Consider the following 26129-nt stretch of genomic DNA (forward strand, 5'->3'; position numbering starts at 1 on the left):
ATGAAAGCCGCGGCAAAGACGCATAAGTTAAAACGGCAGGAAGAACAAGCCAACTTTATCAGTTGGCGTTTTGCGTTGCTGTGCGGCTGCATTTTACTGGCGCTGGGTTTTCTGCTTTGCCGCGTCGCCTGGTTGCAGATCATCGCCCCGGATATGCTGGTGCGCCAGGGCGATCTACGCTCGCTGCGCGTGCAGGAAGTCTCCACTTCCCGTGGCATGATCACCGACCGCTCCGGTCGTCCTTTGGCCGTCAGCGTGCCGGTGAAAGCGATCTGGGCCGATCCCAAAGAGCTACATGATGCGGGCGGCATCACCCTTGATAACCGCTGGAAAGCGCTTTCCGATGCGCTGAAAATGCCGCTCGACCAGCTTTCCGCTCGCGTAAACGCCAATCCCAAAGGGCGCTTTATTTATCTTGCCCGTCAGGTCAACCCGGATTTGGGTGACTATATCAAAAAGCTTAAGCTGCCCGGTATTCACCTGCGGGAAGAGGCGCGCCGCTACTACCCTTCCGGGGAAGTGACTGCTCACCTCATTGGTTTTACTAACATCGATGGTCAGGGAATTGAAGGCGTCGAAAACAGTTTCGATAAGTGGCTGACCGGACAACCCGGTGAGCGCATCGTGCGTAAAGACCGCTACGGGCGCGTTATTGAAGATATTTCCTCCACGGACAGTCAGGCGGCGCACAATCTGGCGCTGAGCATCGACGAACGCCTTCAGGCGCTGGTGTATCGTGAACTGAACAACGCCGTGGCCTTCAATAAAGCCGAGTCGGGCAGCGCCGTGCTGGTCGATGTAAACACCGGCGAAGTGCTGGCGATGGCTAACAGCCCCTCCTACAACCCGAACAATCTGAGCGGCACCGCGAAAGACGTCATGCGTAACCGCACTATCACTGACGTGTTTGAACCCGGCTCCACGGTGAAGCCTATGGTGGTAATGACCGCGCTCCAGCGTGGCGTGGTGCGTGAAAACAGCGTCCTGAATACCGTTCCCTATCGCGTTAATGGTCATGAAATTAAAGACGTGGCGCGCTACAGCGAATTAACCCTTACCGGGGTATTGCAGAAGTCGAGTAACGTTGGCGTTTCCAAGCTGGCGTTAGCGATGCCGTCCTCAGCGTTAGTAGATACTTACTCACACTTTGGACTGGGAAAAGCGACCAATTTGGGGTTGGTCGGAGAACGCAGTGGCTTATATCCTAAAAAACAACGGTGGTCTGACATAGAGAGGGCCACCTTTTCTTTCGGCTACGGGCTAATGGTAACGCCGTTACAGTTAGCGCGAGTCTATGCAACGATTGGCAGCTACGGCGTGTATCGTCCGCTGTCGATCACCAAAGTTGACCCGCCGGTTCCCGGTGAACGTATTTTCCCGGAGCCCATCGTGCGCACCGTGGTGCACATGATGGAAAGCGTCGCGCTGCCCGGTGGTGGTGGCGTGAAGGCTGCCATCAAAGGCTATCGCATCGCGATTAAAACCGGTACGGCGAAAAAAGTTGGCCCCGACGGGCGCTATATCAATAAATACATTGCTTATACCGCAGGCGTTGCGCCCGCCAGCCAGCCGCGTTTTGCGCTGGTGGTGGTCATCAACGATCCGCAGGCGGGTAAGTACTACGGTGGTGCCGTTTCCGCACCGGTGTTTGGTGCCATCATGGGCGGCGTACTGCGCACCATGAACATCGAGCCGGACGCGCTGGCAACGGGCGAAAAAAGTGAATTCGTAATTAATCAAGGCGAGGGAACCGGTGGCAGATCGTAATTTGCGCGACCTTCTTGCTCCGTGGGTGGCAGGTCTGCCTGCGCGGGCGCTGCGGGAAATGACGCTCGACAGCCGGACGGCTGCATCGGGCGATCTTTTTGTGGCGGTAACAGGTCATCAGGCGGACGGGCGTCGATATATCCCGCAGGCGATAGCGCAAGGTGTAGCTGCCATCATTGCTGAAGCTAAAGATGAAGCCACCGACGGCGAAATCCGTGAAATGCACGGCGTGCCGGTGGTGTATCTTAGCCAGCTTAACGAGCGCCTTTCAGCGCTGGCAGGCCGTTTTTACGGGCAGCCAGCCGAACAATTGCGTCTGGTCGGCGTGACCGGCACCAATGGCAAAACCACGACCACGCAACTGCTGGCGCAGTGGAGCCAGTTGCTGGGTGAGACCAGCGCGGTGATGGGCACCGTGGGCAACGGCCTGCTGGGGAAAGTCAGCCCCACCGAAAATACGACCGGTTCCGCCGTCGATGTACAACAGGTGCTGGCGAATCTGGCAGGGCAGGGGGCGACCTTTGCCGCCATGGAAGTCTCTTCACACGGTCTGGTGCAGCACCGCGTTGCCGCGCTGAAGTTTGCCGCCTCGGTATTCACCAATTTAAGCCGCGATCATCTTGATTATCACGGTGATATGGAACACTACGAAGCGGCGAAATGGCTGCTTTATTCTACCCATCATTTTGGTCAGGCCATCGTCAATGCCGACGATGAAGTTGGTCGCCGCTGGCTGAGCAAATTGCCGGACGCGGTTGCCGTGTCGATGGACGATCACATTAATCCGAACTGTCATGGTCGCTGGCTGAAGACAACGGTGGTGAATTACCACGACAGCGGCGCGACGATCCGCTTTTCCTCCTCCTGGGGCGACGGCGAAATCGAAAGCCGCCTGATGGGGGCATTTAACGTCAGCAATCTGCTGCTGGCGCTCGCTACGCTGCTGGCGCTGGGCTATCCGCTGGCGGAACTGCTGAAAACCGCGGCGCGGCTACAGCCTGTTTGCGGGCGAATGGAAGTCTTCAGCGCACCGGGCAAACCGACCGTGGTGGTGGACTACGCCCATACGCCGGACGCGCTGGAAAAAGCGCTGGCGGCAGCGCGTTTACACTGCACGGGGAAACTGTGGTGCGTATTTGGCTGCGGCGGCGACCGCGATAAAGGCAAACGCCCGCTGATGGGCGCGATTGCCGAGCAGTTCGCCGACATCCCGGTCGTCACCGACGATAACCCGCGTACCGAAGAGGCGCGTGCCATCATCAACGATATCCTCGCCGGAATGCTTGACGCAGGCCGGGCGAAAGTGATGGAAGGCCGTGCCGAAGCGGTTACCAGCGCTATCATGCAGGCGAAAGAAAACGACGTGGTACTGCTGGCAGGGAAAGGCCATGAAGATTATCAGATCGTCGGTACCCGTCGTCTGGACTATTCCGATCGCGTCACCGCTGCACGTCTGCTGGGGGTGATTGCATGATCCGTGTTACGTTAAGCCAGCTTGCCACCATCCTGAAAGGCGAATTGCACGGCAGCGACCTGACCCTTGAGGCGGTGACTACCGATACCCGCAACGTCATGCCAGGCTGCCTGTTTGTGGCGCTGAAGGGCGAGCGCTTCGATGCCCACGACTTCGCGGACAACGCGAAAGCAGGCGGCGCGGGCGCGCTGCTGGTCAGTCGTAAACTGGATATCGACCTGCCGCAGTTGGTCGTCAGCGATACCCGCCGCGCCTTTGGCGAACTGGCGGCATGGGTACGTCAGCAGGTGCCAACCCGCGTGGTGGCCCTGACTGGTTCCTCCGGTAAAACCTCTGTAAAAGAGATGACCGCTTCCATTCTCAGCGAATGCGGCAAAACGCTTTATACCGCAGGTAATCTGAATAATGACATCGGCGTGCCGATGACGCTGCTGCGCCTGACGCCGGAATATCAGTACGCGGTTATTGAACTGGGCGCGAACCATCAGGGTGAAATCGCCTGGACCGTCGGGCTGACCCAGCCGGAAGCGGCGCTGGTCAACAACCTGGCCGCTGCCCATCTGGAAGGGTTTGGATCGCTGGCGGGCGTGGCGAAAGCGAAAGGCGAAATCTACACCGGACTACCGGTAGACGGTATCGCCATTATGAACGCCGATAACAACGACTGGCTGAACTGGCAGAGTGTGATTGGCGAACGCAAAGTGTGGCGCTTTTCACCGAATGCCGCCAACAGCGACTTTACCGCCACCAATATTCACGTTACCACCCGTGGTACTGAATTTACGCTGCAAACGCCCGTCGGCAGTATCGATGTCCTGCTGCCGCTGCCGGGCCGACACAACATAGCCAACGCTCTGGCGGCGACAGCTCTGGCGATGGCGGTCGGTGCCGACTTGTCTGCGGTGAAAAACGGCCTTGCCACTTTGCAGGCGGTACCAGGGCGTCTGTTCCCGGTACAGCTGGCAGAAAATCAGCTGCTGCTGGACGATACCTATAACGCCAACGTTGGTTCCATGACCGCTGCTGTGCAGGTACTGGCTGAAATGCCGGGTTACCGCGTGATGGTGGTAGGGGATATGGCAGAACTGGGAACGGAAAGTGAAGCCTGCCATGTTCAGGTTGGCGAAGCAGCGAAAGCGGCGGGCATTGACCGGGTGCTGAGCGTCGGCACGCAAAGCCAGGCCATCAGCCAGGCCAGCGGCGTGGGTGAACATTTTACTGAAAAGAGCGCGCTCATCGCGCGCCTGAAAGAACTTATTGCTGAACAGCAAATTATTACCCTTCTTGTGAAGGGTTCACGTAGCGCCGCTATGGAAGAGGTGGTACTCGCACTACAGGAGAACGGGACATGTTAGTTTGGCTGGCCGAGCATTTGGTCAAATATTATTCCGGCTTTAACGTCTTTTCCTATCTGACGTTTCGCGCCATTGTCAGCCTGCTGACCGCGCTGTTCATCTCCTTGTGGATGGGCCCGCGTATGATCGCCCGCCTGCAACAACTCTCTTTTGGTCAGGTCGTCCGTAATGACGGCCCGGAATCGCACTTCAGCAAACGCGGTACGCCAACGATGGGCGGGATTATGATCCTGACCTCCATTGTTATCTCCGTCCTGCTGTGGGCCTATCCTTCTAATCCTTACGTCTGGTGCGTGCTGGTCGTGCTGGTGGGCTACGGCATCATTGGTTTTGTGGACGACTACCGCAAAGTGGTGCGCAAAGACACCAAAGGACTGATTGCCCGCTGGAAGTATTTCTGGATGTCGATCATCGCGCTGGGCGTTGCCTTTGCGCTGTACCTGGTCGGCAACGATACCCCCGCCACGCAGCTGGTGGTGCCGTTCTTTAAAGACGTCATGCCGCAGCTGGGCGTTCTGTACATCCTGCTGGCCTACTTCGTGATCGTTGGCACCGGCAATGCCGTTAACCTGACCGACGGCCTCGATGGTCTGGCGATTATGCCGACTGTCTTCGTGGCCGCCGGGTTTGCGCTGGTCGCGTGGGCGACCGGTAACATGAATTTTGCTAACTATTTGCATATTCCTTATCTGCGACACGCGGGCGAACTGGTGATTGTCTGTACCGCCATCGTGGGCGCGGGGCTGGGCTTCCTGTGGTTTAACACCTATCCGGCGCAGGTATTTATGGGCGACGTCGGTTCGCTGGCGCTGGGCGGCGCGCTGGGCATTATTGCCGTGCTGCTGCGTCAGGAGTTTTTGCTGGTGATCATGGGCGGTGTGTTTGTGGTGGAAACGCTGTCGGTGATCCTGCAGGTCGGATCGTTCAAACTGCGCGGTCAGCGCATTTTCCGCATGGCACCGATCCACCACCACTATGAGCTGAAAGGCTGGCCGGAACCGCGCGTGATCGTGCGCTTCTGGATTATTTCGCTGATGCTGGTGCTGATTGGCCTGGCTACGCTGAAGGTACGTTAATCATGGCAGATTACCAGGATAAAAAAGTCGTTATTATCGGTCTGGGGTTGACCGGCCTGTCGTGCGTGGATTTCTTTATGGCGCGTGGCGTTACGCCGCGCGTGATGGATACCCGTACCGCGCCGTCGGGGCTGGATAAGCTCCCGGAAGGCGTGGAAAGCTATGTCGGCGGACTGAATGACGACTGGTTGCTGGCAGCGGATCTGATTGTCGCCAGTCCTGGTATTGCACTCGCCCATCCTTCACTGAGCGCCGCTGCCGATGCGGGTGTGGAAATCGTCGGCGACATCGAACTGTTTTGCCGCGAAGCCCAGGCACCGATCGTTGCCATCACCGGTTCAAACGGCAAAAGCACCGTGACGACGCTGGTGGGCGAAATGGCAAAAGCGGCAGGCGTGAATGTCGGCGTGGGTGGCAATATCGGCCTGCCTGCTTTAATGCTGCTGGATGCGGCGCGTGAACTGTACGTGCTGGAACTGTCCAGCTTCCAGCTCGAAACCACTTCCAGCCTGCAGGCGGCTGCGGCGACGATCTTAAACGTCACCGAAGATCATATGGATCGCTATCCGTTCGGTCTGCAACAGTACCGTGCGGCAAAGCTGCGGGTCTATGAAAACGCCAAAACCTGCGTGGTTAACGCCGACGATGCGCTGACCATGCCGGTACGCGGCGCGGATGAACGCTGCCTGAGCTTCGGCGTGGACGTTGGCGACTATCACCTTAATCGTCAGCAGGGCGAAGTCTGGCTGCGGGCAAAAGGTGAGAAGGTGCTGAACGTCACCGAGATGAAACTCACCGGGCAGCATAACTACACTAACGCGCTGGCGGCGCTGGCGCTGGCGGATGCCGTCGGCCTGCCACGCGCCAGCAGCCTGAAAGCGCTGACCACCTTTAGCGGTCTGGCGCACCGTTTCCAGACGGCGCTGGTGCATAACGGCGTGCGCTGGATCAACGATTCTAAAGCGACCAACGTCGGCAGCACCGAAGCGGCGCTGAACGGCTTGCAGGTTGAGGGTACGCTCCACCTGCTGCTCGGCGGCGACGGCAAATCAGCGGATTTTTCGCCGCTAAAACGCTACCTGAGCGGCGATAACATCTGCCTGTGGTGCTTCGGTCGTGACAGCGAACAGCTTGCGGAGCTGCGCCCGGAAGTGGCTGAACAAACCGCAACGATGGAAGAGGCGATGCGTCTTATCGCCACGCGCGTCCAGCCTGGCGATATGGTGCTGCTGTCACCGGCCTGCGCCAGTCTGGACCAGTTTAAAAATTTTGAGCAGCGGGGCGATATCTTTACCCGTCTGGCGAAGGAGTTAGGCTGATGCGTTTATCTCTCCCACGCCTGAGAATGCCGCGCCTGCCGGGGTTTAGTGTCTTCGCCTGGCTCTTTGCGGCGCTGAATGGCTGGGTGATGGCGTCCCGTCAGAAAGACGCTGACAGTCTGATTATGTACGATCGCACGTTGGTCTGGCTGACGCTGGGCCTCGCGGCGATTGGTTTTGTGATGGTGACGTCCGCGTCAATGCCGGTCGGGCAGCGTCTGACGGAAGATCCGTTCTTCTTCGCTAAACGCTACGCGCTGTATCTGTTCCTCGCCTTTTGTCTGGCGCTGATCACTCTGCGGTTGCCGATGGATTTCTGGCAGCGCCATAGCACGTCGCTGCTGATTGCCGCCATCATCATGCTGCTGATCGTGCTGGTCATCGGGAGTTCGGTGAACGGGGCATCGCGCTGGATTGCGCTCGGTCCGTTGCGTATTCAGCCTGCGGAATTTACCAAGCTGGCGCTATTTTGTTACATCGGCAACTACCTGGTGCGCAAGGCGGATGAAGTCCGTAATAACCTGCGCGGCTTTTTAAAACCGATGGGAGTGATTTTTGTGCTGGCGATCCTGCTGCTGGCGCAGCCGGACCTCGGCACGGTGGTGGTGCTGTTTGTCACTACGCTGGCAATGTTATTTCTGGCGGGCGCAAAGCTGTGGCAGTTTATTGCCATCATCGGCATGGGGATATCGGCGGTGGTGCTGCTGATCCTCGCAGAGCCGTATCGTGTCGCGCGCGTGACGTCTTTCTGGAACCCGTGGGCCGATCCGTTCGGCAGCGGTTATCAGCTCACCCAATCTCTGATGGCTTTTGGTCGCGGCGAATTGTGGGGGCAGGGGCTGGGCAACTCGGTACAGAAGCTGGAATACCTGCCGGAAGCCCACACGGACTTTATCTTTGCCATTATTGGTGAAGAACTGGGTTATATCGGTGTGGTACTGGCGCTGCTGATGGTATTCTTCGTCGCTTTTCGCGCGATGTCGATTGGCCGCAAAGCGCTGGAACTCAATCAGCGCTTTTCGGGCTTTCTGGCCTGTTCTATTGGCGTCTGGTTTAGCTTCCAGGCGCTGGTTAACGTCGGTGCGGCAGCGGGGATGCTGCCAACCAAAGGGCTGACGTTGCCGCTGATCAGCTACGGGGGGTCAAGCCTGCTGATCATGTCGACGGCAATCATGATGCTGTTACGTATTGATTATGAAACGCGTCTGGAAAAAGCCCAGGCGTTTACACGAGGTCAACGATGAGTGGTCAGGGCAAGCGGTTGATGGTGATGGCGGGCGGCACCGGCGGACATGTGTTCCCGGGGCTGGCCGTCGCACACCATCTGATGGCGCAAGGCTGGCAGGTGCGCTGGCTCGGCACCGCCGACCGTATGGAAGCAGACCTGGTACCGAAAAACGGCATTGAGATCGACTTTATTCGTATCTCCGGGCTGCGTGGTAAAGGAATTAAAGCTCAGTTACTGGCTCCGGTGCGGATCTTCAACGCCTGGCGTCAGGCGCGGGCAATCATGAAACGTTTTAAGCCGGACGTGGTGCTCGGTATGGGCGGTTACGTTTCTGGGCCTGGCGGGCTGGCAGCGTGGTCGCTGGGCATTCCGGTGGTGCTGCACGAACAGAACGGCATTGCCGGGCTGACCAATAAATGGCTGGCGAAAATCGCCAAAAAAGTGATGCAGGCATTTCCCGGCGCCTTCCCCCATGCGGATGTCGTCGGTAATCCGGTGCGTACCGATGTGCTGGCGCTGCCACTGCCGCAGTCGCGGCTGGCAGGGCGTGAAGGCCCGGTGCGGGTGCTGGTCGTCGGCGGCTCCCAGGGTGCGCGGGTGCTTAACCAGACGCTGCCGCAGGTCGCAGCGCAGCTGGGTGACAAAATCACCCTCTGGCATCAGAGCGGGAAAGGCGCGCAGCAAACGGTCGAGCAGGCTTATGCCCAGGCGGGTCAGCCGCAGCATAAAGTGACCGAGTTTATTGATGATATGGCGGCTGCCTATGCGTGGGCGGACGTGGTCGTCTGTCGCTCCGGCGCGCTGACGGTAAGTGAAATCGCTGCCGCTGGTCTACCCGCGCTGTTTGTGCCGTTCCAGCATAAGGATCGTCAGCAGTACTGGAATGCGCTGCCGCTGGAAAAAGCGGGCGCGGCAAAAATTCTTGAGCAGCCACAGTTCACCGTGGAGGCCGTCGTTGAAACGCTGGCAGGATGGGATCGGGAAACCTTACTGAACATGGCAGAGCGCGCGCGTGCCGCCTCCATTCCCGATGCGACGGAACGTGTAGCAAATGAAGTAAGCCTGGCTGCCCGGGCTTAACTGTGGTGGTGCCGTTTGCACCGCATGAATATTTGAAGTTATGGCGTTAGAGAATGAATACACAACAACTGGCTAAACTGCGTTCAATCGTGCCCGAGATGCGTCGCGTCCGGCACATTCACTTCGTCGGCATCGGTGGTGCCGGTATGGGCGGTATTGCCGAAGTGCTGGCCAACGAAGGCTATCAGATTAGCGGGTCCGATCTGGCTCCGAACCCGGTCACGCAGCAGTTGGCGTCGCTTGGCGCGACAATCTATTTTAACCATCGCCCGGAAAACGTTCTCGACGCCAGCGTGGTGGTGGTATCCACCGCAATTTCTGCCGATAACCCGGAAATTGTTGCGGCGCACGAAGCGCGTATTCCGGTGATCCGCCGCGCTGAAATGCTGGCGGAGCTGATGCGTTTTCGTCACGGCATCGCCATTGCGGGCACCCACGGAAAAACGACCACTACGGCAATGGTCGCCAGCATTTATGCCGAGGCCGGTTTAGATCCGACCTTTGTTAACGGTGGCCTGGTCAAAGCGGCGGGCGTACATGCGCGTCTGGGCCACAGCCGCTATCTGATTGCAGAAGCGGACGAGAGCGACGCGTCGTTCCTGCATTTACAGCCGATGGTCTCTATCGTGACCAATATTGAAGCCGACCATATGGATACCTACCAGGGCGACTTCGAGAACCTTAAGCAGACGTTTATTAATTTCCTGCACAACCTGCCGTTTTACGGACGCGCGGTGATGTGCGTTGACGATCCGGTGATCCGCGAACTGCTGCCGCGCGTAGGTCGTCAAACCACGACCTACGGTTTCAGCGACGATGCTGACGTTCGCGTGGAGAATTACGAGCAGAATGGCCCGCAAGGACATTTTACGCTGCTGCGTCAGGACAAACCCGCGCTGCATGTCGTCCTCAACGCGCCGGGCCGCCACAATGCGTTAAACGCGGCGGCGGCGGTTGCGGTGGCGACTGAAGAAGGTATCGAAGACGAAGCGATCCTCCGCGCGCTGGAAAGCTTCCAGGGCACCGGACGGCGTTTTGACTTCCTCGGTGAATATCCGCTGGAAGAGGTCAACGGCAAGCCAGGAACCGCGATGCTGGTTGACGATTACGGTCATCATCCCACTGAAGTAGATGCGACTATCAAGGCTGCACGCGCAGGCTGGCCGGATAAAAATCTGGTCATGCTCTTCCAGCCGCATCGCTATACCCGTACCCGCGACCTCTACGACGACTTCGCGCGGGTCTTGACACAGGTCGATGCGCTGTTGATGCTGGACGTCTATCCGGCGGGAGAAGCCCCCATTCCCGGCGCGGACAGCCGCTCTTTATGCCGTACCATCCGTGGACGTGGCAAAGTAGACCCGATTCTGGTGTCCGATCCGGCACAGGTCGCTGAAATGCTGGCACCGGTGCTGACCGGCAACGATCTGATTCTGGTCCAGGGTGCCGGGAATATAGGCAAAATCGCCCGTTACCTGTCGGAAACTAAACTGAAGTCGCAAACGTCGGAGGAAGAGCGCCGTGGCTGATAAGATTGCAGTCTTGCTCGGTGGGACTTCCGCTGAGCGTGAAGTATCACTCAATTCCGGCGCTGCGGTGCTGGCCGGGTTACGGGAAGCTGGTGTTGATGCCTGGCCCGTTGATCCACGCGAAACTGACATCACCCATCTTAAAGACATGGGGTTTCAGAAAGTATTTATAGCCTTACACGGACGTGGGGGTGAGGATGGAACGTTACAGGGATTACTGGAACTTTCAGCTCTTCCATATACGGGTAGCGGCGTAATGGCGTCTGCTATCTCCATGGATAAACTGCGCAGCAAGCTGCTGTGGCAGGGCGCGGGCCTGCCCGTCGCGCCATGGGTCGCCGTCACACGTCAGGCCTTTAATCAGGGGCTTTCCACGGACGTTCATCAACGCATTGCCGCACTTGGCCTGCCGCTTATCGTTAAGCCAAGCCGGGAAGGTTCCAGCGTGGGCATGTCGAAAGTAACGGAAGGTGACAATTTACAGGATGCCTTATCTCTGGCTTTTCAGCATGATGAAGAAGTTTTAATTGAGAAATGGCTCAGCGGGCCAGAATTTACTGTCGCGATACTCGGTGAAGAAATTTTACCGTCAATTCGTATTCAACCCGCCGGAACCTTCTATGATTATGAGGCGAAGTATCTCTCTGATGAAACGCAGTATTTTTGCCCAAGCGGTCTGGAAGCAGAACGTGAAGCAAAATTACAGGCTCTGGTAGTCAATGCATGGAATGTTCTCGGCTGTCGCGGCTGGGGGCGAATTGACGTCATGCTGGACAGCGATGATCAGTTTTACCTGCTGGAAGCCAATACCTCTCCGGGTATGACAAACCACAGTCTGGTCCCGATGGCTGCGCGCCAGGCCGGAATGAGCTTCTCGCAACTTGTCGTTCGTATTCTGGACCTGGCGGGGTGATATGTCGCAGGCGGCGCTGAACACGCGAAACCGCGAAGAGGAAGCGGCTTCTTCTTCCCGGCGAAATAATGGAACACGCCTGGCGGGAATCACTTTCCTGCTGGCGGTGCTGTGTACCGTGTTAGTCAGCGGCTGGATGGTGCTGGGCTGGATGGAAGATGCGCAGCGGTTGCCGCTGTCAAAACTGGTGCTCACGGGCGATCGTCATTACACGCGTAATGATGATATTCGTCAGGTTATTCTGGCGCTTGGCGAACCCGGCACGTTTATGACCCAGGACGTAAACATTATTCAGAGCCAGGTTGAACGGTTGTCCTGGATTAAACAGGCTAGCGTAAGAAAGCAGTGGCCGGACGAATTAAAGATTCATCTGGTTGAATATGTGCCGATAGCACGATGGAATGATCAGCATATGGTCGATGCTGAAGGCAATTCTTTCAGCGTCCCCGTAGATCGCACCAGCAAAATTAATTTGCCGATGTTATCCGGGCCTGAAGGCAGTGAAAATGAAGTATTGCAGGGCTATCGCGATATGGGGCAGGTGCTGGCAAAGGACAAATTCACGTTAAAAGCGGCAGCAATGACTGCGCGTCGCTCCTGGCAATTAACGCTTAATAACGATATCAGGCTTAATCTGGGACGCGGCGACACGATGAAACGTCTGGAGCGCTTTATAGAACTGTATCCAGTTTTACAACAGCAGGCGCAGACCGATGGCAAACGGATTAGCTACGTTGATTTGCGCTATGACTCAGGCGCAGCGGTCGGTTGGTTACCGGCGCCGACTGAGGAACCTAATCAACAACAGAATCAGGCACAGGCAGAGCAATAATGATCAAGGCGACGGACAGAAAACTGGTAGTTGGACTGGAGATTGGCACCGCGAAGGTGGCCGCTTTAGTAGGGGAGGTTCTGCCCGACGGTATGGTCAATATCATTGGCGTGGGCAGTTGCCCGTCGCGTGGTATGGATAAAGGCGGAGTAAACGATCTTGAGTCGGTCGTAAAATGCGTCCAGCGCGCTATCGATCAGGCTGAATTAATGGCTGATTGCCAAATCTCCTCGGTTTATCTGGCGCTTTCAGGTAAACATATAAGTTGTCAGAATGAAATTGGTATGGTACCGATTTCAGAAGAGGAAGTGACGCAGGAAGATGTCGAAAACGTCGTACATACGGCAAAATCCGTTCGCGTGCGTGACGAACATCGGGTACTGCATGTTATTCCTCAGGAATATGCGATTGACTACCAGGAAGGCATTAAAAATCCGGTAGGTCTGTCGGGCGTGCGGATGCAGGCAAAAGTGCACTTGATCACATGTCACAACGATATGGCGAAAAATATCGTCAAAGCCGTTGAACGTTGTGGGCTAAAAGTTGACCAACTGATCTTTGCCGGACTGGCCTCGAGTTATTCAGTACTAACTGAAGACGAACGTGAGCTGGGTGTCTGTGTGGTTGACATTGGTGGTGGTACAATGGATATCGCCGTCTACACAGGCGGAGCGCTGCGCCACACGAAAGTGATCCCTTATGCAGGGAACGTAGTGACCAGCGATATCGCTTATGCCTTCGGTACGCCTCCAAGCGACGCCGAAGCCATTAAAGTTCGTCATGGCTGTGCTTTTGGCTCAATTGTCGGAAAAGACGAGAGCGTGGAGGTCCCAAGCGTAGGTGGACGTCCGCCGCGCAGCCTGCAACGTCAGACGCTGGCAGAGGTTATCGAACCGCGATATACCGAGCTGCTGAATCTGGTGAACGAAGAAATTTTGCAATTGCAGGAAATGCTGCGCGAGAAAGGGGTGAAGCATCACCTGGCAGCAGGCATTGTATTAACCGGTGGTGCGGCGCAAATTGAAGGTCTTGCGGCCTGCGCGCAACGCGTATTTCACACGCAGGTGCGCATTGGCGCGCCGCTGAATATTACCGGACTTACGGATTACGCCCAGGAGCCGTATTATTCAACGGCGGTGGGGCTGCTGCACTACGGCAAAGAGTCTCATTTAAGTGGTGAAGCAGAAGTTGAAAAACGTGTAACGGTCGGGTCGTGGATCAAGCGGCTCAATAGTTGGCTACGAAAAGAATTTTGATTTTTTAAAGAGAACGCAGAAAATTAGCGGTCTCAGGCGACAGGCACAACGGAGAGAAACTATGTTTGAACCTATGGAACTAACCAACGACGCGGTGATTAAAGTCATCGGCGTCGGTGGCGGCGGCGGCAATGCCGTTGAACACATGGTGCGCGAACGCATCGAAGGTGTTGAATTCTTCGCGGTAAATACCGACGCTCAGGCGCTGCGTAAAACGGCGGTTGGCCAGACGATTCAGATTGGCGGTGGCATCACCAAAGGTCTGGGCGCAGGCGCTAACCCGGAAGTGGGTCGCAACGCGGCTGACGAAGACCGTGAAGCATTGCGTGCAGCGCTTGACGGGGCAGACATGGTATTCATCGCCGCAGGTATGGGCGGCGGTACCGGTACGGGTGCTGCGCCGGTTGTTGCTGAAGTAGCAAAAGATCTGGGCATCCTGACGGTTGCTGTCGTCACCAAGCCTTTTAACTTTGAAGGCAAAAAGCGCATGGCGTTTGCCGAGCAGGGCATCACCGAGCTGTCCAAGCACGTTGACTCCCTGATCACCATTCCGAACGACAAGCTGCTGAAAGTGCTGGGTCGCGGTATCTCTCTGCTCGACGCGTTTGGCGCAGCGAACGACGTGTTGAAAGGCGCGGTGCAGGGTATTGCCGAACTGATCACCCGTCCGGGTCTGATGAACGTCGACTTTGCAGACGTGCGCACCGTGATGTCCGAAATGGGTTATGCGATGATGGGTTCCGGCGTTGCCAGCGGTGAAGACCGTGCGGAAGAAGCGGCTGAAATGGCTATCTCCTCCCCGCTGTTGGAAGACATCGACCTGTCCGGCGCGCGTGGCGTCCTGGTCAACATTACGGCGGGCTTCGATCTGCGTCTGGACGAGTTTGAAACCGTGGGTAACACCATCCGTGCTTTTGCTTCGGATAACGCGACCGTGGTTATCGGTACTTCTCTCGACCCGGATATGAACGACGAACTGCGCGTCACTGTTGTTGCCACCGGTATCGGTATGGACAAACGTCCTGAAATTACCCTGGTTACAAACAAACAAACGCAGCAGCCCGTACTGGATCGTTATCAGCAGCACGGTATGGCACCGCTGACGCAGGAACAAAAACCTGCCGCGAAGGTTGTTAATGACAACACTTCACAAGCTAAAGAGCCGGATTATCTCGATATTCCTGCATTTTTGCGTAAGCAAGCGGACTAAGAATTGGCTGGAAGTTGGGCATCTTAGCTCTTTGTGCTAAACTGCTCGCCCGAATGTATTGTACACTTCGGTTGGATAGGTTATTTGGCGAGATTATACGATGATCAAACAAAGGACACTTAAACGTATCGTTCAGGCGACTGGCGTCGGTCTACACACCGGCAAAAAAGTCACGCTGACGCTGCGCCCTGCGCCGGCAAATACCGGGGTCATCTATCGTCGCACCGACTTGAATCCACCGGTTGATTTTCCGGCCGATGCCAAATCTGTGCGTGATACCATGCTCTGTACTTGCCTGGTTAATGAGCATGACGTGCGGATTTCAACGGTAGAACACCTGAACGCCGCGCTGGCTGGCCTGGGTATCGACAACATCATTATTGAAGTCGATGCGCCGGAAGTCCCCATTATGGACGGTAGCGCCGCGCCGTTTGTGTATTTGCTGTTAGATGCCGGTATTGACGAGCTGAACAGCGCGAAGAAATTTGTGCGCATCAAAGAGACCGTTCGCGTCGAAGATGGCGACAAATGGGCTGAATTCAAACCGTTTAATGGTTTTTCGCTGGACTTTACCATCGATTTTAACCATCCGGCGATTGATGCCAGCAACCAGCGCTACGCGATGAACTTCTCTGCTGATGCCTTCATGCGTCAAATCAGCCGTGCCCGTACTTTCGGCTTTATGCGTGATATCGAATATTTGCAGTCCCGTGGCCTGTGCCTGGGCGGCAGCTTCGATTGTGCCATCGTTGTTGACGATTATCGCGTACTGAACGACGACGGCCTGCGTTTTGAAGACGAGTTTGTGCGTCACAAAATGCTGGATGCTATCGGCGATCTGTTCATGTGTGGTCACAATATTATCGGCGCATTTACCGCCTTTAAATCGGGTCATGCACTGAACAACAAACTGTTGCAGGCGGTCCTGGCTAAACAGGAAGCCTGGGAATATGTCACCTTCGAAGATGACGCTGAACTGCCGCTGGCATTCAAAGCACCTTCTCTGGTTCTGGCATAACATTCCGTAATTCGACTGGTTTACCTGGCACCCTCTCCGTCCAGGGAAACCAGTCGTTTTTCATTTCTGCACCGCAACAAATTTCCCGTCCTGCTTTTTTATTGCCCCCGCACCTGACATACCTGATGCGATTGCCGTTTTCTTAGCCGGTTTATCTCCCCCTCTGGCTTGATTCCTGCTGTCGGGCATCCGCATTAATGGTAATATCATTGCAGGATATAAAATTAAGAGCGTCAGTCTCTTCCAGATTTTACAGAGTGGTGGATTACGTGAGTGGGTTACTGACGCGTTGGCGACAGTTAGGCAGACGGTACTTCTGGCCGCATCTCCTGTTGGGGATGGTCGCGGCTGGCTTTGGCCTGCCTGCGCTCGGCAATACCGAACCCACCGTTCCGGCGAAAGCCGCCGCCAGTCATAACCATCCTTCCAGCGTAAATTTTACCCATCTGGCGCTGCTGGAAGCGAACCGCCGTCCGTCTTTTACCGTCGATTACTGGCATCAACACGCTATTCGTACGGTGATTCGTCATCTTTCCTTTGCCATGGCCCCGCAGGTACTGCCGGTGGCAGAGGAGCCGCTGGCGCTTGACGCGCACCATATTGCCTTACTGAACACGCTCAGCGCGATGCTGACTCAGGAAAGCAAGCCGCCGGTGATCATCCGCCAGGTCGCATTTGCTTCCATTGCTCCCCCATCCACCTTTAGCGTTTGTGCCTGGATAAGCCAGGCACAGGGCATCCGCGCCGGACCTCAACGCCTTAGCTGAACGATCCTTCTTTCAACTAATTTTTGCTTCCGCACGGCGGGGCGTTTGAGATTTTATTATGCTAATCAAATTATTAACTAAAGTTTTTGGTAGTCGTAACGATCGTACCCTGCGCCGTATGCGCAAAGCGGTCAACCTGATCAACAGCATGGAACCGGAGATGGAAAAGCTCTCTGATGAAGAGCTGAAGGCGAAAACAGAAGAGTTTCGCACCCGTCTGGCGAAAGGTGCAACCGTAGAAAGCCTGATCCCGGAAGCGTTCGCGGTCGTTCGTGAGGCCAGCAAACGCGTCTTCGGCATGCGTCACTTTGACGTCCAGCTGCTTGGCGGCATGGTCCTCAACGAACGCTGTATCGCGGAAATGCGTACGGGTGAAGGTAAAACCCTGACCGCAACGCTGCCAGCTTACCTTAATGCGCTGTCAGGTAAAGGCGTACACGTCGTTACCGTCAACGATTATCTGGCGCAGCGTGACGCCGAAAACAACCGTCCACTTTTCGAATTCCTCGGCATGACCGTAGGCATCAACATGTCCGGCCTGCCAGCCCCCGCTAAACGTGAAGCTTACGGCGCGGATATCACCTACGGCACCAACAACGAATACGGTTTCGACTACCTGCGTGACAACATGGCGTTCAGCCCGGAAGAGCGCGTCCAGCGTAAACTACACTACGCGCTGGTGGATGAAGTAGACTCCATCCTGATCGACGAAGCGCGTACGCCGCTGATCATCTCCGGCCCGGCCGAAGATAGTTCAGAAATGTACAAGCAGATGAACAAAATCATTCCGTACCTGATCCGCCAGGAAAAAGAGGACTCCGACACCTTCCAGGGCGAAGGCCACTTCTCCGTGGATGAAAAAGCGCGTCAGGTTAACCTGACCGAGCGCGGGCTGGTGCTGATTGAAGAACTGCTGGTGAAAGAAGGCATCATGGAAGAGGGCGAATCGCTGTACTCGCCGGGCAACATTATGATGATGCACCACGTCACCGCCGCGCTGCGTGCGCACGTGCTGTTTACCCGCGACGTGGACTACATTGTTAAAGACGGTGAAGTCATCATCGTTGATGAACACACCGGTCGTACCATGCAGGGCCGCCGCTGGTCAGACGGTCTGCACCAGGCCGTTGAAGCAAAAGAAGGCGTGGAAATCCAGAACGAAAACCAGACGCTGGCTTCCATCACCTTCCAGAACTACTTCCGCCTGTATGAAAAACTGGCCGGTATGACCGGTACGGCAGATACCGAAGCGTTCGAATTCAGCTCTATTTACAAGCTGGATACGGTAGTGGTGCCGACTAACCGTCCGATGATCCGTAAGGATATGGCGGATCTGGTCTATATGACCGAAGCGGAAAAAATTCAGGCCATTATCGAAGACATCAAAGAGCGTACCGCCAATGGTCAGCCGGTTCTGGTGGGGACTATCTCGATTGAAAAATCAGAGGTGGTTTCTAACGAACTGGTTAAAGCCGGGATCAAACATAACGTTCTGAACGCCAAATTCCACGCCAGCGAAGCGGAAATCGTCGCCCAGGCCGGTTATCCGGGAACGGTCACTATCGCCACCAACATGGCAGGCCGTGGTACGGATATCGTGCTTGGCGGTAGCTGGCAGACAGAAGTTGCCGAACTGGAAGACCCGACGCCGGAGCAGATCGCACAGATTAAAGCCGACTGGCAGGTGCGTCACGAAGCGGTGCTGGCGTCAGGTGGCCTGCACATCATTGGTACGGAGCGTCATGAATCGCGCCGTATTGATAACCAGCTTCGTGGTCGTTCTGGTCGCCAGGGGGATGCGGGCTCTTCCCGTTTCTATCTGTCGATGGAAGATGCCCTGATGCGTATTTTTGCCTCTGACCGTGTGGCAGGCATGATGCGTAAGCTGGGGATGAAACCGGGCGAAGCCATTGAGCACCCGTGGGTGACGAAAGCTATCGCCAACGCCCAGCGTAAAGTGGAAAGCCGCAACTTCGATATTCGTAAGCAACTGCTGGAATACGATGATGTTGCGAACGATCAGCGTCGTGCTATCTATTCCCAGCGTAACGAGCTGCTGGACGTTTCCGACGTCAGCGAAACCATCGCCAGCATCCGTGAAGACGTATTCAAAGCGACGATCGACAATCACATTCCGCCGCAGTCTCTGGAAGAAATGTGGGATGTTCCGGGTTTACAGGATCGCCTGAAAAAAGATTTCGATCTGGATCTGCCGATTGCTGAGTGGCTGGACAAAGAACACGATCTGCATGAAGAAACGCTGCGCGAGCGTATTCTGGCCAGCGCAATTGAAGTTTACGAGCATAAAGAGAAAATCGTCGGCACTGAAATGATGCGTCATTTCGAAAAAGGCGTCATGCTGCAAACTCTCGATTCTCTGTGGAAAGAGCACCTGGCAGCGATGGATTATCTGCGTCAGGGGATCCACCTGCGTGGCTATGCGCAAAAAGATCCGAAGCAGGAATACAAACGTGAATCCTTCGCCATGTTTGCCGCTATGCTGGAATCGCTGAAATATGAAGTGATCAGCACCCTGAGCAAAGTTCAGGTGCGCGAGCCGGAAGAAGTGGAAGAGATGGAGCAACAGCGTCGCGCGGAAGCCGAGCGTCTGGCGCAGATGCAGCAGCTTAGCCATCAGGATGAGCAAACCGCGGCTGCGGAAGCCATTGCGGCGCAGACCGGCGAGCGCAAAGTCGGGCGCAACGATCCGTGCCCGTGCGGTTCCGGTAAAAAATACAAACAGTGCCACGGCCGTCTGAGCTAATTGCGAACTTAACCCTGAAAGGCGCAGAGTTCTGCGCCTTTTTTATTGGATGAGACAAAATGAAAGTAATCCAAATTGCCGCCGGGATTATTCGCGATCCCGCAGGCCAAATCTTTATCACCCGTCGTGCCGCCGATGCGCATATGGCGAATAAATGGGAGTTCCCCGGCGGTAAAATTGAAGCGGGTGAAAGCCCGGAACAGGCGCTGGCGCGCGAGTTGCAGGAAGAGGTGGGCATTGTGCCTGGCCCGTCGCCCCTCTACATGAAAATTGAACACGCTTTCCCGGATCGCCACATTACGCTGTGGTTTTATCTGGTGGAAGCATGGCAGGGTGAGCCATGGGGAAAAGAGGGGCAGCCGGGGCGCTGGGTATTACAGCAGGATCTTGATGCCAGCGATTTCCCGCCGGCTAATGAGGCAGTGATTAAGCAATTGCTATCCGGCGTTCAGCCCTGAAACTCACGCCAGCATTATTGCTGGTTTTCGCTCCAGTCATCGCTGTCAGACAGATCGCCCTTGCTTGCGATACGTTTTTCTTCCGCCGCCCACTCGCCAAGATCGATTAGCTGACAGCGCTTACAGCAAAACGGGCGAAACGGGCTGATTTCGCCCCAGACAACGCTTTTCCCGCAGGTCGGACAATTAACAATAGTTTGTTCAGACATATTTACTCCTTAACAGCACGCCAGCTCAAAATTGAGCCGCTCGGGCACCAGACCATTTTCGCTATCCAGCGGCATAAAACGAATCGCAAAACGGCTTTTGTGCCCGGAAATTTGTGGATAAAGCTGCTCGTCGAGAGGCAGTTGCAGGCGCAACAGGTCGGCATCCTCGCCGTTGTCCTGATAAAACCCGTTCAGGCTGGTTTGCTTGCGGAAGGCGGAAGAATTACGGATCAGATCCATAATCAACGTCAGCGCCTGCTGAAGCGGCTGCAAACTGTCCATCCACTGCGCCGTTTGGATATCGCGCTGCGCCTGCGGTAGATGTAGCCACATATGCAGCGTCGGCAAATCAAAACTGCAACAGCCGCCCGGAATACTTAAACGCTGGCGCACCAGCGCAATCAGCCGATCCTCACGCAGAACTTGCCCGATACGCGGCGCGGACATCAGCGTGCTGCCAGCGGCTTTAAGCTGCTGGCGCAGCGAATCAACAAGATTCAGATCCACGCCGGGGACTTCGGTCCACGCCTGAAGTTTACGCTGCTGGCGTTCCAGCTCTTTCAGCAGCTCGGTGCGAACTTCGCCGCGTTCAAAGACATCCAGTAAATCGCCGACATTACGAAAAAAGTGTAATGCCCCCGCGTAATCGGCGACCGGCAATGCGCCAGATAACTGCTCGATTAAAAACTCAATACGCAGCCAGGTACGCATTTTCTCGTTTAGCGGATGTTCAAAAAGAATGTGGGTGTGATGCATTACGTTTTTTCCTGTGAAACAGCCTGCGCCGCCAGTTTCAGATACAGCGCGTGCAGGCGGGCGACATCAGAAGCAATGGCTTCTGGCGCACCGTTGTTATCAATGACATCATCCGCCACGGCAAGGCGTTCTTCGCGCGTCGCCTGGGCGGAGAGAATTTGTTCGGCGTGTTCACGGGTGACGCCATCACGCTGCATGGTGCGTTGTAGCTGGGTATTACGCGAGACATCGACCACAAGGACACGGTTGGCTTTCTCATAAAGCCGGTTTTCGACCAGCAGCGGTACAACCCACAACACCCAGGGCGAGGAGGCTCGCGCGATTTGCCGTTGGGTCTCCTGCTGGATCAGGGGATGCAGTAGCGCGTTAAGCCAGCGTTTATCGTCAGGATGCGCAAAAATATGCTCGCGTAAAAGACGGCGATTCAGTGCCCCTTCGGCGGTCAACATATCTGTGCCGAAGCGTTCAGCAATCGCATTAAGGGCCGGAGTGCCAGGCTCCACAACCTGGCGAGCGATGATATCCGCATCAATAACGTTAACACCAAGCAGGGCGAACGCGTCCGCAACGGTGCTTTTTCCGCTGCCGATGCCGCCTGTTAACGCTACCGTATACCTCATAAAAGCCAGTCCCGGAATGATTGTTGCACTAAATCAGAGAGTTGCGGAAGAAGAAATTAAAGCGAGTGCTAATAATTACCTTCTCACCTTTCGTCAGATAAATTTATAGGATTGTAGCGTAAAAAAAGAGAAAATCGCAGTCTTGCGGAGTCATGATTAGTGCGTATGATGACATCACTGGAGTTGTGCTTTTTCTATTGCCTTTAACCCCAGGAACCCTACATGCGTATCGAAGAAGATCTGAAGTTAGGTTTTAAAGACGTTCTTATCCGCCCAAAACGTTCTACTCTTAAAAGCCGTTCCGAAGTCGAGCTGGAGCGCGAAATCACCTTTAAACATTCCGGTCTGAGCTGGTCTGGCGTGCCCATTATTGCGGCGAATATGGATACCGTAGGGACGTTTGGCATGGCAAAAGCACTGGCGTCTTTTGGCATTCTTACCGCAGTGCATAAACATTACACCCCGGAAGACTGGAAAGCGTTTATCCAGAGCGTATCTGAGGATGTACTGAAACACGTAATGGTCTCCACCGGCACTTCCGATGCCGATTTTGAGAAAACCATTCAAATTCTTAATCTCCATCCGGCGCTGAGCTTTATTTGCATTGACGTGGCGAATGGGTATTCCGAGCATTTCGTGCAGTTCGTCAGTAAAGCGCGTGAAGCCTGGCCGAATAAAACCATCTGTGCTGGCAACGTGGTGACGGGTGAAATGTGCGAGGAGCTGATCCTTTCCGGTGCGGACATCGTTAAAGTCGGCATCGGCCCTGGCTCTGTTTGCACTACCCGCGTAAAAACCGGCGTTGGTTATCCGCAGCTTTCAGCGGTCATCGAGTGCGCAGATGCCGCACACGGGCTCGGCGGACAAATCGTCAGCGATGGCGGCTGTACCACACCGGGCGACGTGGCGAAAGCCTTCGGCGGCGGCGCAGATTTCGTTATGCTGGGCGGTATGCTGGCCGGGCATGACGAGAGCGGCGGCAAAGTTGTCGAAGAGAACGGCGAGAAATTTATGCTGTTCTACGGTATGAGCTCTGAGTCGGCGATGAATCGTCACGTTGGCGGCGTCGCGGGCTACCGTGCGGCGGAAGGCAAAACCGTGAAGCTGGCGCTGCGCGGTCCGGTAGAAAATACCGCTCGCGATATCCTCGGTGGTCTGCGTTCAGCCTGTACCTACGTTGGCGCATCCCGCCTGAAGGAACTGACTAAGCGCACGACCTTTATCCGCGTGCAGGAACAGGAAAACCGCGTTTTTAACAGCCTGTAAACCGCTGGTGCTGGCGCGTCTGCGCCAGCACGATCATCCCATTCCGCTCATCGCATCCCCCAGATGGAAAATCGGCAAATACATGGCCACCACCAGCGTGCCGATAATCATCCCGGTAACAATCAGCAGCACTGGCTCCAGCAATGTCGCCAGGTTATCCGCCAGCCGTTCCGTTTTTTCACTGTGATGCCGGGCCAGATTATCCAGCATGGTATCCAGCGCGCCCGAGGCTTCGCCCGTGCCAATCAGTTGCAGGCATAGCGGGCTGAATTCGCCGCTGCGTTCAAGCGCCTGCCAGATCGATGAACCCTGGCTAATCTCCTGATGTGCCTGGCGCAGCACGCGCTGCCAGTATGGACAGTTCAGCGTTTCACAGGCGTTATCTAAGCCCTGCAAAAAGGCAATCCCGGCGCTTTGCGTCAGCGCCAGCACGCTGAAAATCTGGCTGAGTCGTTGTCCCCGAATGAGGTCGCCCGCCACCGGGCAGGACAGCAGCCATTTTTGCCGCAGCAACAGCCAGCCGGAATGATGGCGTAGTGCCTGAAGCACCACAAAAAGCATACCGGGCAGGGTGGCAAGCAGGGCTCCCCAGCGCTGGATGAAATCGGCAAACGCCATAACTCCCAGAGTCAGCGCAGGCAGCGGGGTGTTGAAGGTTTTATAAATCGCGGCAAACTCCGGTAGCACCCAGCAGACCATCGCCAGCACCACTGCCAGCGCCAGTGCCAGGACGATCGCCGGATAACGCAGCGCCTTTCTGACTTTTGCGCCCAGTCGCTGCTGTGCGGCCTGCTGTCGGGCCAGATGGAAACAGCATTCCTCAAGTTTACCGGTCAGTTCACCGGTGCGGATCATCGCCAGCCACAGCGGTGGAAACGCCTGCGGCCACTGTTTTAGCGCGCCAGAAAACGCCACGCCGTTTTCCAGTTCTTCTTCCAGGGTCTGTAACAACGCCTGCCATTGCCGGGTGGATTGCTGCTGTGCCAGTAAATGCAGACCCTGCGGCAGCGTCAGCCCGGCATGAAGTAGAGTCGCCAGTTGCTGGATCAGATCGCAGCCATATTCATTTCGCCAGAGCGAGCGCCGAACCGCGCAGCGGCGCAGACGCAGCGGGGTAATGTGCTGCTGATGGAGCGCCATTAACACCGCCGCGCGGCCAGATGCCCAGCGGATGCCCTCCTGCACCTTTCCCTCACGCGTAAGGCCGCGCCATTGCCAGAGCTGCTTAGCGGCCATGCGGCGTGCCCAGTACGCGCAGCAGTTCTTCCTGACTGGTCAGTCCCTGTTCCACCGCCAGGCAGCCGTTTTCAAACAGGGTGGTCATACCGCCCCGTCGCGCCAGGACTTCAATTTCTGCGGCGCTCTCTTCTCCGGCGATGGCCTGATGCAATTCGCTGTCCAACTCCAGCACCTCAAACAGCGCTATACGACCATAAAATCCGTGATAACAGCGGTCACAGCCATTGGCCTGCCAGCGGGGCAGGGCGCGTGGCCACAGCGAGGACGGCAGGGCGGGATGCTCGCCGATGCGCTGACGGCAGTACGGACAGAGTTTACGCACCAGCCGTTGGGCGATAACCAGCAGCAGGGAAGAGGAGAGCATCCAGCGTGCGACGCCCATTTGCTGTAAACGCACCAGCGCCTCGGTGGTGGAATTGGTGTGCAGCGTTGAAAGTACCAGATGCCCGGTTTGCGCCGCTTTAATGGCGATTTCCGCCGTTTCGCCATCGCGGATTTCCCCCACCATAATGATGTCAGGATCCTGACGGAGTAACGCCCGTAACACGTTTTGAAAAGTGAGCCCGGTCCGGGAGTTAATCTGCGTCTGGTTAATCCCTTCAAGCGGGATTTCTACCGGATCTTCAACACTGCAAATATTCACCGTCGGCGCATTCAGCGCCTGCAATGCGCTGTAGAGCGTCACCGTTTTGCCACTGCCGGTAGGTCCGGTCACCAGCAGCAACCCCTGCGGCATATTCAGCGCGCTGCGAAAGGCTTCAAGTTGCCGGGTCGCCATGCCCAGCGTTTGTATATCGAGCGCCTGCTCCACCTGATGTAGCAGACGCAGCACCACTTTTTCACCGTTGCGACCGGGCAACGTGGCGATACGAAAGGAGACGGACTTCCCCGCCAGTTCGACGGTGAACTGTCCGTCCTGCGGCACGCGGCGCTCGGCGATATCCAGATTGCCCAGCACTTTCAGGCGCGCGGTGATCGTGGCGACCAGTTCAGCGGGAATACACGTCAGCAGGTGCAGCACGCCATCCACACGCAGGCGGACGCGCAATTGCCCGGCATACGGCTCAAAGTGGATATCGGACGCCCGCTGGAGCTGCGCCTGCTCCAGCGTCTGATTCAGCAATTCGACCGCGCTGGCGCTCCCCGCGCTCACCGCAGGCAAATGCGTTTGCGTCGCCATATGCAGATGTTTATCCATCCGCTCCTGCGACCAGCATTCAATATCGATATTTTTCTGGGTGGCGAAGCGTAACGCGTCCAGAAATTCCTGCCCCGGCTCGCCGATGACGGCGATATTCAGCGTATCGGCATTGCTCCCCAACAGCACGGCGGCATGACGTTTGCACAGCGCAATTAACTGTTCCTGTTTCATCGCGATCTCCTTACTGCGCGTCGAAGCGGAAAACGTCTTCACAGGCCTGCTGTAGCGCGCTGTCCTGCTGAATATTGCAGACCCGCTGCCAGCCCGTGACGCCATTGGCGTTATCCCAGCGTGGGGTCATCACCACGCCCAGACCGTTAAGGCTCTCCTGTCCGGTCAGGGACACGACGCCCTGCGCCACGCTCATTGCCGAGACGTAGCGGGTGGTGGTTGGGGAGGGAATGCCGTTTGTACCGCCGTCGCAGGAAGCCAGGCCGCCGTGATCCAGTGCGCACAGTTCAACGGCCGTGCGGTAGGGAATAAAGGTTTGCAGCATATCGGTCAGCGCCGCTTTGCGCAGGTAGTTCTGGTAGGCGGGAATGCCAATGGCGCTAAGGATGGCAATAATGCCGATAACGACCATGAGCTCAATAAGGGTAAATCCGTGTTGTCTGTTCATTGCGTACTCCTTTGTCAGTGCGGGAACTCTGACAGCGCGGGCATAAACAGGCGAGCGGCAAAAAGCGGATCGTGAAGAGGCTTTCCAGACTTTCTGGGGTTATTGCACAGGCGTTACATCATGTTGCGAGACAATACGAAAAACGGGCCATCAGGCCCGTTTCAAAGAAGGGA

23 protein-coding genes are annotated in these 26129 nt (G+C 56.2%); 17 read left to right on the forward strand and 6 right to left on the reverse strand.

Translation table 11 applies throughout. From position 1 onward, the window contains the following. From RT197_RS14785 to mutT, 16 genes are all read left to right on the forward strand, one after another. Entirely contained in the window at nucleotides 1-1767 is a 1767-nt protein-coding gene (locus RT197_RS14785) for a peptidoglycan glycosyltransferase FtsI (RefSeq protein WP_312951849.1), read from the forward strand. Continuing rightward, on the forward strand, nucleotides 1754-3241 hold the full coding sequence (gene murE / locus RT197_RS14790) for a UDP-N-acetylmuramoyl-L-alanyl-D-glutamate--2,6-diaminopimelate ligase (protein ID WP_312951851.1): 1488 nt from the start codon (nucleotides 1754-1756) through the stop codon (nucleotides 3239-3241). Before RT197_RS14785 ends, murE begins: the two co-directional genes overlap by 14 nt. Further along, nucleotides 3238-4596 (forward strand): UDP-N-acetylmuramoyl-tripeptide--D-alanyl-D-alanine ligase, encoded by a 1359-nt coding sequence (gene murF / locus RT197_RS14795; protein ID WP_312951853.1) that lies wholly within the window; start codon nucleotides 3238-3240, stop codon nucleotides 4594-4596. Before murE ends, murF begins: the two co-directional genes overlap by 4 nt. Continuing rightward, a complete protein-coding gene (mraY, locus tag RT197_RS14800) occupies nucleotides 4590-5672 on the forward strand; it encodes a phospho-N-acetylmuramoyl-pentapeptide-transferase (protein WP_312951855.1) in 1083 nt (360 codons plus the stop codon). Before murF ends, mraY begins: the two co-directional genes overlap by 7 nt. 2 nt (nucleotides 5673-5674) lie before the next feature. After that, complete coding sequence (gene murD / locus RT197_RS14805; RefSeq protein WP_312951856.1) at nucleotides 5675-6991, forward strand: UDP-N-acetylmuramoyl-L-alanine--D-glutamate ligase; 1317 nt, start codon at nucleotides 5675-5677, stop codon at nucleotides 6989-6991. After that, nucleotides 6991-8235: a cell division protein FtsW gene (gene ftsW / locus RT197_RS14810; protein ID WP_312951858.1), complete on the forward strand. Its 1245-nt coding sequence runs from the start codon at nucleotides 6991-6993 to the stop codon at nucleotides 8233-8235. Before murD ends, ftsW begins: the two co-directional genes overlap by 1 nt. Continuing rightward, a complete protein-coding gene (murG, locus tag RT197_RS14815) occupies nucleotides 8232-9299 on the forward strand; it encodes an undecaprenyldiphospho-muramoylpentapeptide beta-N-acetylglucosaminyltransferase (protein ID WP_312951860.1) in 1068 nt (355 codons plus the stop codon). Before ftsW ends, murG begins: the two co-directional genes overlap by 4 nt. 53 nt (nucleotides 9300-9352) lie before the next feature. Then, nucleotides 9353-10828 carry a UDP-N-acetylmuramate--L-alanine ligase gene (gene murC, locus RT197_RS14820; RefSeq protein ID WP_312951862.1) on the forward strand — a complete coding sequence of 492 codons (1476 nt, stop codon included), beginning with the start codon at nucleotides 9353-9355 and terminating at the stop codon, nucleotides 10826-10828. Next, nucleotides 10821-11741: a D-alanine--D-alanine ligase gene (locus RT197_RS14825; RefSeq protein WP_312951864.1), complete on the forward strand. Its 921-nt coding sequence runs from the start codon at nucleotides 10821-10823 to the stop codon at nucleotides 11739-11741. Before murC ends, RT197_RS14825 begins: the two co-directional genes overlap by 8 nt. A gap of 1 nt (nucleotide 11742) precedes the next feature. Then, complete coding sequence (ftsQ, locus tag RT197_RS14830; RefSeq protein WP_312951865.1) at nucleotides 11743-12573, forward strand: cell division protein FtsQ; 831 nt, start codon at nucleotides 11743-11745, stop codon at nucleotides 12571-12573. Further along, nucleotides 12573-13829, forward strand: coding sequence for a cell division protein FtsA (ftsA, locus tag RT197_RS14835; protein ID WP_312951867.1), 1257 nt, complete (start codon nucleotides 12573-12575; stop codon nucleotides 13827-13829). Before ftsQ ends, ftsA begins: the two co-directional genes overlap by 1 nt. A gap of 61 nt (nucleotides 13830-13890) precedes the next feature. Further along, entirely contained in the window at nucleotides 13891-15039 is a 1149-nt protein-coding gene (gene ftsZ / locus RT197_RS14840; RefSeq protein WP_176917977.1) for a cell division protein FtsZ, read from the forward strand. A gap of 100 nt (nucleotides 15040-15139) precedes the next feature. Further along, nucleotides 15140-16057: a UDP-3-O-acyl-N-acetylglucosamine deacetylase gene (gene lpxC / locus RT197_RS14845; RefSeq protein WP_312951873.1), complete on the forward strand. Its 918-nt coding sequence runs from the start codon at nucleotides 15140-15142 to the stop codon at nucleotides 16055-16057. A gap of 269 nt (nucleotides 16058-16326) precedes the next feature. After that, on the forward strand, nucleotides 16327-16824 hold the full coding sequence (gene secM, locus RT197_RS14850) for a secA translation cis-regulator SecM (RefSeq protein WP_312951874.1): 498 nt from the start codon (nucleotides 16327-16329) through the stop codon (nucleotides 16822-16824). A 58-nt stretch (nucleotides 16825-16882) separates the two neighbouring features. Further along, nucleotides 16883-19588: a preprotein translocase subunit SecA gene (gene secA, locus RT197_RS14855; protein ID WP_312951876.1), complete on the forward strand. Its 2706-nt coding sequence runs from the start codon at nucleotides 16883-16885 to the stop codon at nucleotides 19586-19588. 59 nt (nucleotides 19589-19647) lie between these two features. Continuing rightward, nucleotides 19648-20046: an 8-oxo-dGTP diphosphatase MutT gene (mutT, locus tag RT197_RS14860; protein WP_312951878.1), complete on the forward strand. Its 399-nt coding sequence runs from the start codon at nucleotides 19648-19650 to the stop codon at nucleotides 20044-20046. Between the two features lie 14 nt (nucleotides 20047-20060). Here mutT and yacG read toward each other — a convergent pair whose 3' ends face one another. The 3 genes from yacG to coaE are packed head-to-tail and all read right to left on the reverse strand — an operon-like array spanning nucleotide 20061 to nucleotide 21631. Continuing rightward, a complete protein-coding gene (gene yacG / locus RT197_RS14865) occupies nucleotides 20061-20255 on the reverse strand; it encodes a DNA gyrase inhibitor YacG (RefSeq protein WP_312951880.1) in 195 nt (64 codons plus the stop codon). 9 nt (nucleotides 20256-20264) lie between these two features. Beyond that, a complete protein-coding gene (gene zapD, locus RT197_RS14870; protein ID WP_312951882.1) occupies nucleotides 20265-21011 on the reverse strand; it encodes a cell division protein ZapD in 747 nt (248 codons plus the stop codon). Then, the gene (gene coaE / locus RT197_RS14875; RefSeq protein WP_312951884.1) at nucleotides 21011-21631 is read right to left on the reverse strand and encodes a dephospho-CoA kinase; all 621 of its coding nucleotides are present in this window, start codon (nucleotides 21629-21631) and stop codon (nucleotides 21011-21013) included. The genes zapD and coaE overlap by 1 nt, the downstream gene beginning before the upstream one ends. A 222-nt stretch (nucleotides 21632-21853) precedes the next feature. On the opposite strand from coaE, the gene RT197_RS14880 reads away from it, so the two are divergent. Then, nucleotides 21854-22897 carry a GMP reductase gene (locus RT197_RS14880; RefSeq protein WP_312951886.1) on the forward strand — a complete coding sequence of 348 codons (1044 nt, stop codon included), beginning with the start codon at nucleotides 21854-21856 and terminating at the stop codon, nucleotides 22895-22897. Nucleotides 22898-22930: 33 nt separating this feature from the next. Here the strand turns inward: RT197_RS14880 and hofC are convergent, their stop codons facing one another. Genes hofC through ppdD form a run of 3 tightly spaced genes read right to left on the reverse strand, consistent with a single transcriptional unit; the run spans nucleotide 22931 to nucleotide 25956 of the window. Then, nucleotides 22931-24133, reverse strand: coding sequence for a protein transport protein HofC (gene hofC, locus RT197_RS14885; protein WP_312951887.1), 1203 nt, complete (start codon nucleotides 24131-24133; stop codon nucleotides 22931-22933). After that, nucleotides 24123-25508: a type II secretion system protein GspE gene (gene gspE, locus RT197_RS14890; RefSeq protein ID WP_312951889.1), complete on the reverse strand. Its 1386-nt coding sequence runs from the start codon at nucleotides 25506-25508 to the stop codon at nucleotides 24123-24125. Before gspE ends, hofC begins: the two co-directional genes overlap by 11 nt. A 10-nt stretch (nucleotides 25509-25518) precedes the next feature. After that, nucleotides 25519-25956 (reverse strand): prepilin peptidase-dependent pilin, encoded by a 438-nt coding sequence (gene ppdD / locus RT197_RS14895; protein WP_312951891.1) that lies wholly within the window; start codon nucleotides 25954-25956, stop codon nucleotides 25519-25521. Nucleotides 25957-26129: the final 173 nt, after the last annotated feature.

This window comes from Superficieibacter sp. (assembly GCF_032071645.1).
Taxonomy (GTDB): Bacteria; Pseudomonadota; Gammaproteobacteria; order Enterobacterales; family Enterobacteriaceae; genus Superficieibacter.

What these genes read in the sequence shown, in the direction of transcription:
- murD (WP_312951856.1), top strand. Translation starts at nt 5,675, where the DNA reads ATGGCAGATTACCAGGATAAAAAAGTCGTTATTATCGGTCTGGGGTTG.
- murF (WP_312951853.1), top strand. Translation starts at nt 3,238, where the DNA reads ATGATCCGTGTTACGTTAAGCCAGCTTGCCACCATCCTGAAAGGCGAA.
- lpxC (WP_312951873.1), top strand. Translation starts at nt 15,140, where the DNA reads ATGATCAAACAAAGGACACTTAAACGTATCGTTCAGGCGACTGGCGTC.
- ppdD (WP_312951891.1), bottom strand. Translation starts at nt 25,956, where the DNA reads ATGAACAGACAACACGGATTTACCCTTATTGAGCTCATGGTCGTTATC.
- yacG (WP_312951880.1), bottom strand. Translation starts at nt 20,255, where the DNA reads ATGTCTGAACAAACTATTGTTAATTGTCCGACCTGCGGGAAAAGCGTT.
- RT197_RS14880 (WP_312951886.1), top strand. Translation starts at nt 21,854, where the DNA reads ATGCGTATCGAAGAAGATCTGAAGTTAGGTTTTAAAGACGTTCTTATC.
- murG (WP_312951860.1), top strand. Translation starts at nt 8,232, where the DNA reads ATGAGTGGTCAGGGCAAGCGGTTGATGGTGATGGCGGGCGGCACCGGC.
- mraY (WP_312951855.1), top strand. Translation starts at nt 4,590, where the DNA reads ATGTTAGTTTGGCTGGCCGAGCATTTGGTCAAATATTATTCCGGCTTT.
- murC (WP_312951862.1), top strand. Translation starts at nt 9,353, where the DNA reads ATGAATACACAACAACTGGCTAAACTGCGTTCAATCGTGCCCGAGATG.
- RT197_RS14785 (WP_312951849.1), top strand. Translation starts at nt 1, where the DNA reads ATGAAAGCCGCGGCAAAGACGCATAAGTTAAAACGGCAGGAAGAACAA.
- ftsQ (WP_312951865.1), top strand. Translation starts at nt 11,743, where the DNA reads ATGTCGCAGGCGGCGCTGAACACGCGAAACCGCGAAGAGGAAGCGGCT.
- hofC (WP_312951887.1), bottom strand. Translation starts at nt 24,133, where the DNA reads ATGGCCGCTAAGCAGCTCTGGCAATGGCGCGGCCTTACGCGTGAGGGA.
- ftsW (WP_312951858.1), top strand. Translation starts at nt 6,991, where the DNA reads ATGCGTTTATCTCTCCCACGCCTGAGAATGCCGCGCCTGCCGGGGTTT.
- coaE (WP_312951884.1), bottom strand. Translation starts at nt 21,631, where the DNA reads ATGAGGTATACGGTAGCGTTAACAGGCGGCATCGGCAGCGGAAAAAGC.
- secA (WP_312951876.1), top strand. Translation starts at nt 16,883, where the DNA reads ATGCTAATCAAATTATTAACTAAAGTTTTTGGTAGTCGTAACGATCGT.
- ftsZ (WP_176917977.1), top strand. Translation starts at nt 13,891, where the DNA reads ATGTTTGAACCTATGGAACTAACCAACGACGCGGTGATTAAAGTCATC.
- zapD (WP_312951882.1), bottom strand. Translation starts at nt 21,011, where the DNA reads ATGCATCACACCCACATTCTTTTTGAACATCCGCTAAACGAGAAAATG.
- ftsA (WP_312951867.1), top strand. Translation starts at nt 12,573, where the DNA reads ATGATCAAGGCGACGGACAGAAAACTGGTAGTTGGACTGGAGATTGGC.
- gspE (WP_312951889.1), bottom strand. Translation starts at nt 25,508, where the DNA reads ATGAAACAGGAACAGTTAATTGCGCTGTGCAAACGTCATGCCGCCGTG.
- mutT (WP_312951878.1), top strand. Translation starts at nt 19,648, where the DNA reads ATGAAAGTAATCCAAATTGCCGCCGGGATTATTCGCGATCCCGCAGGC.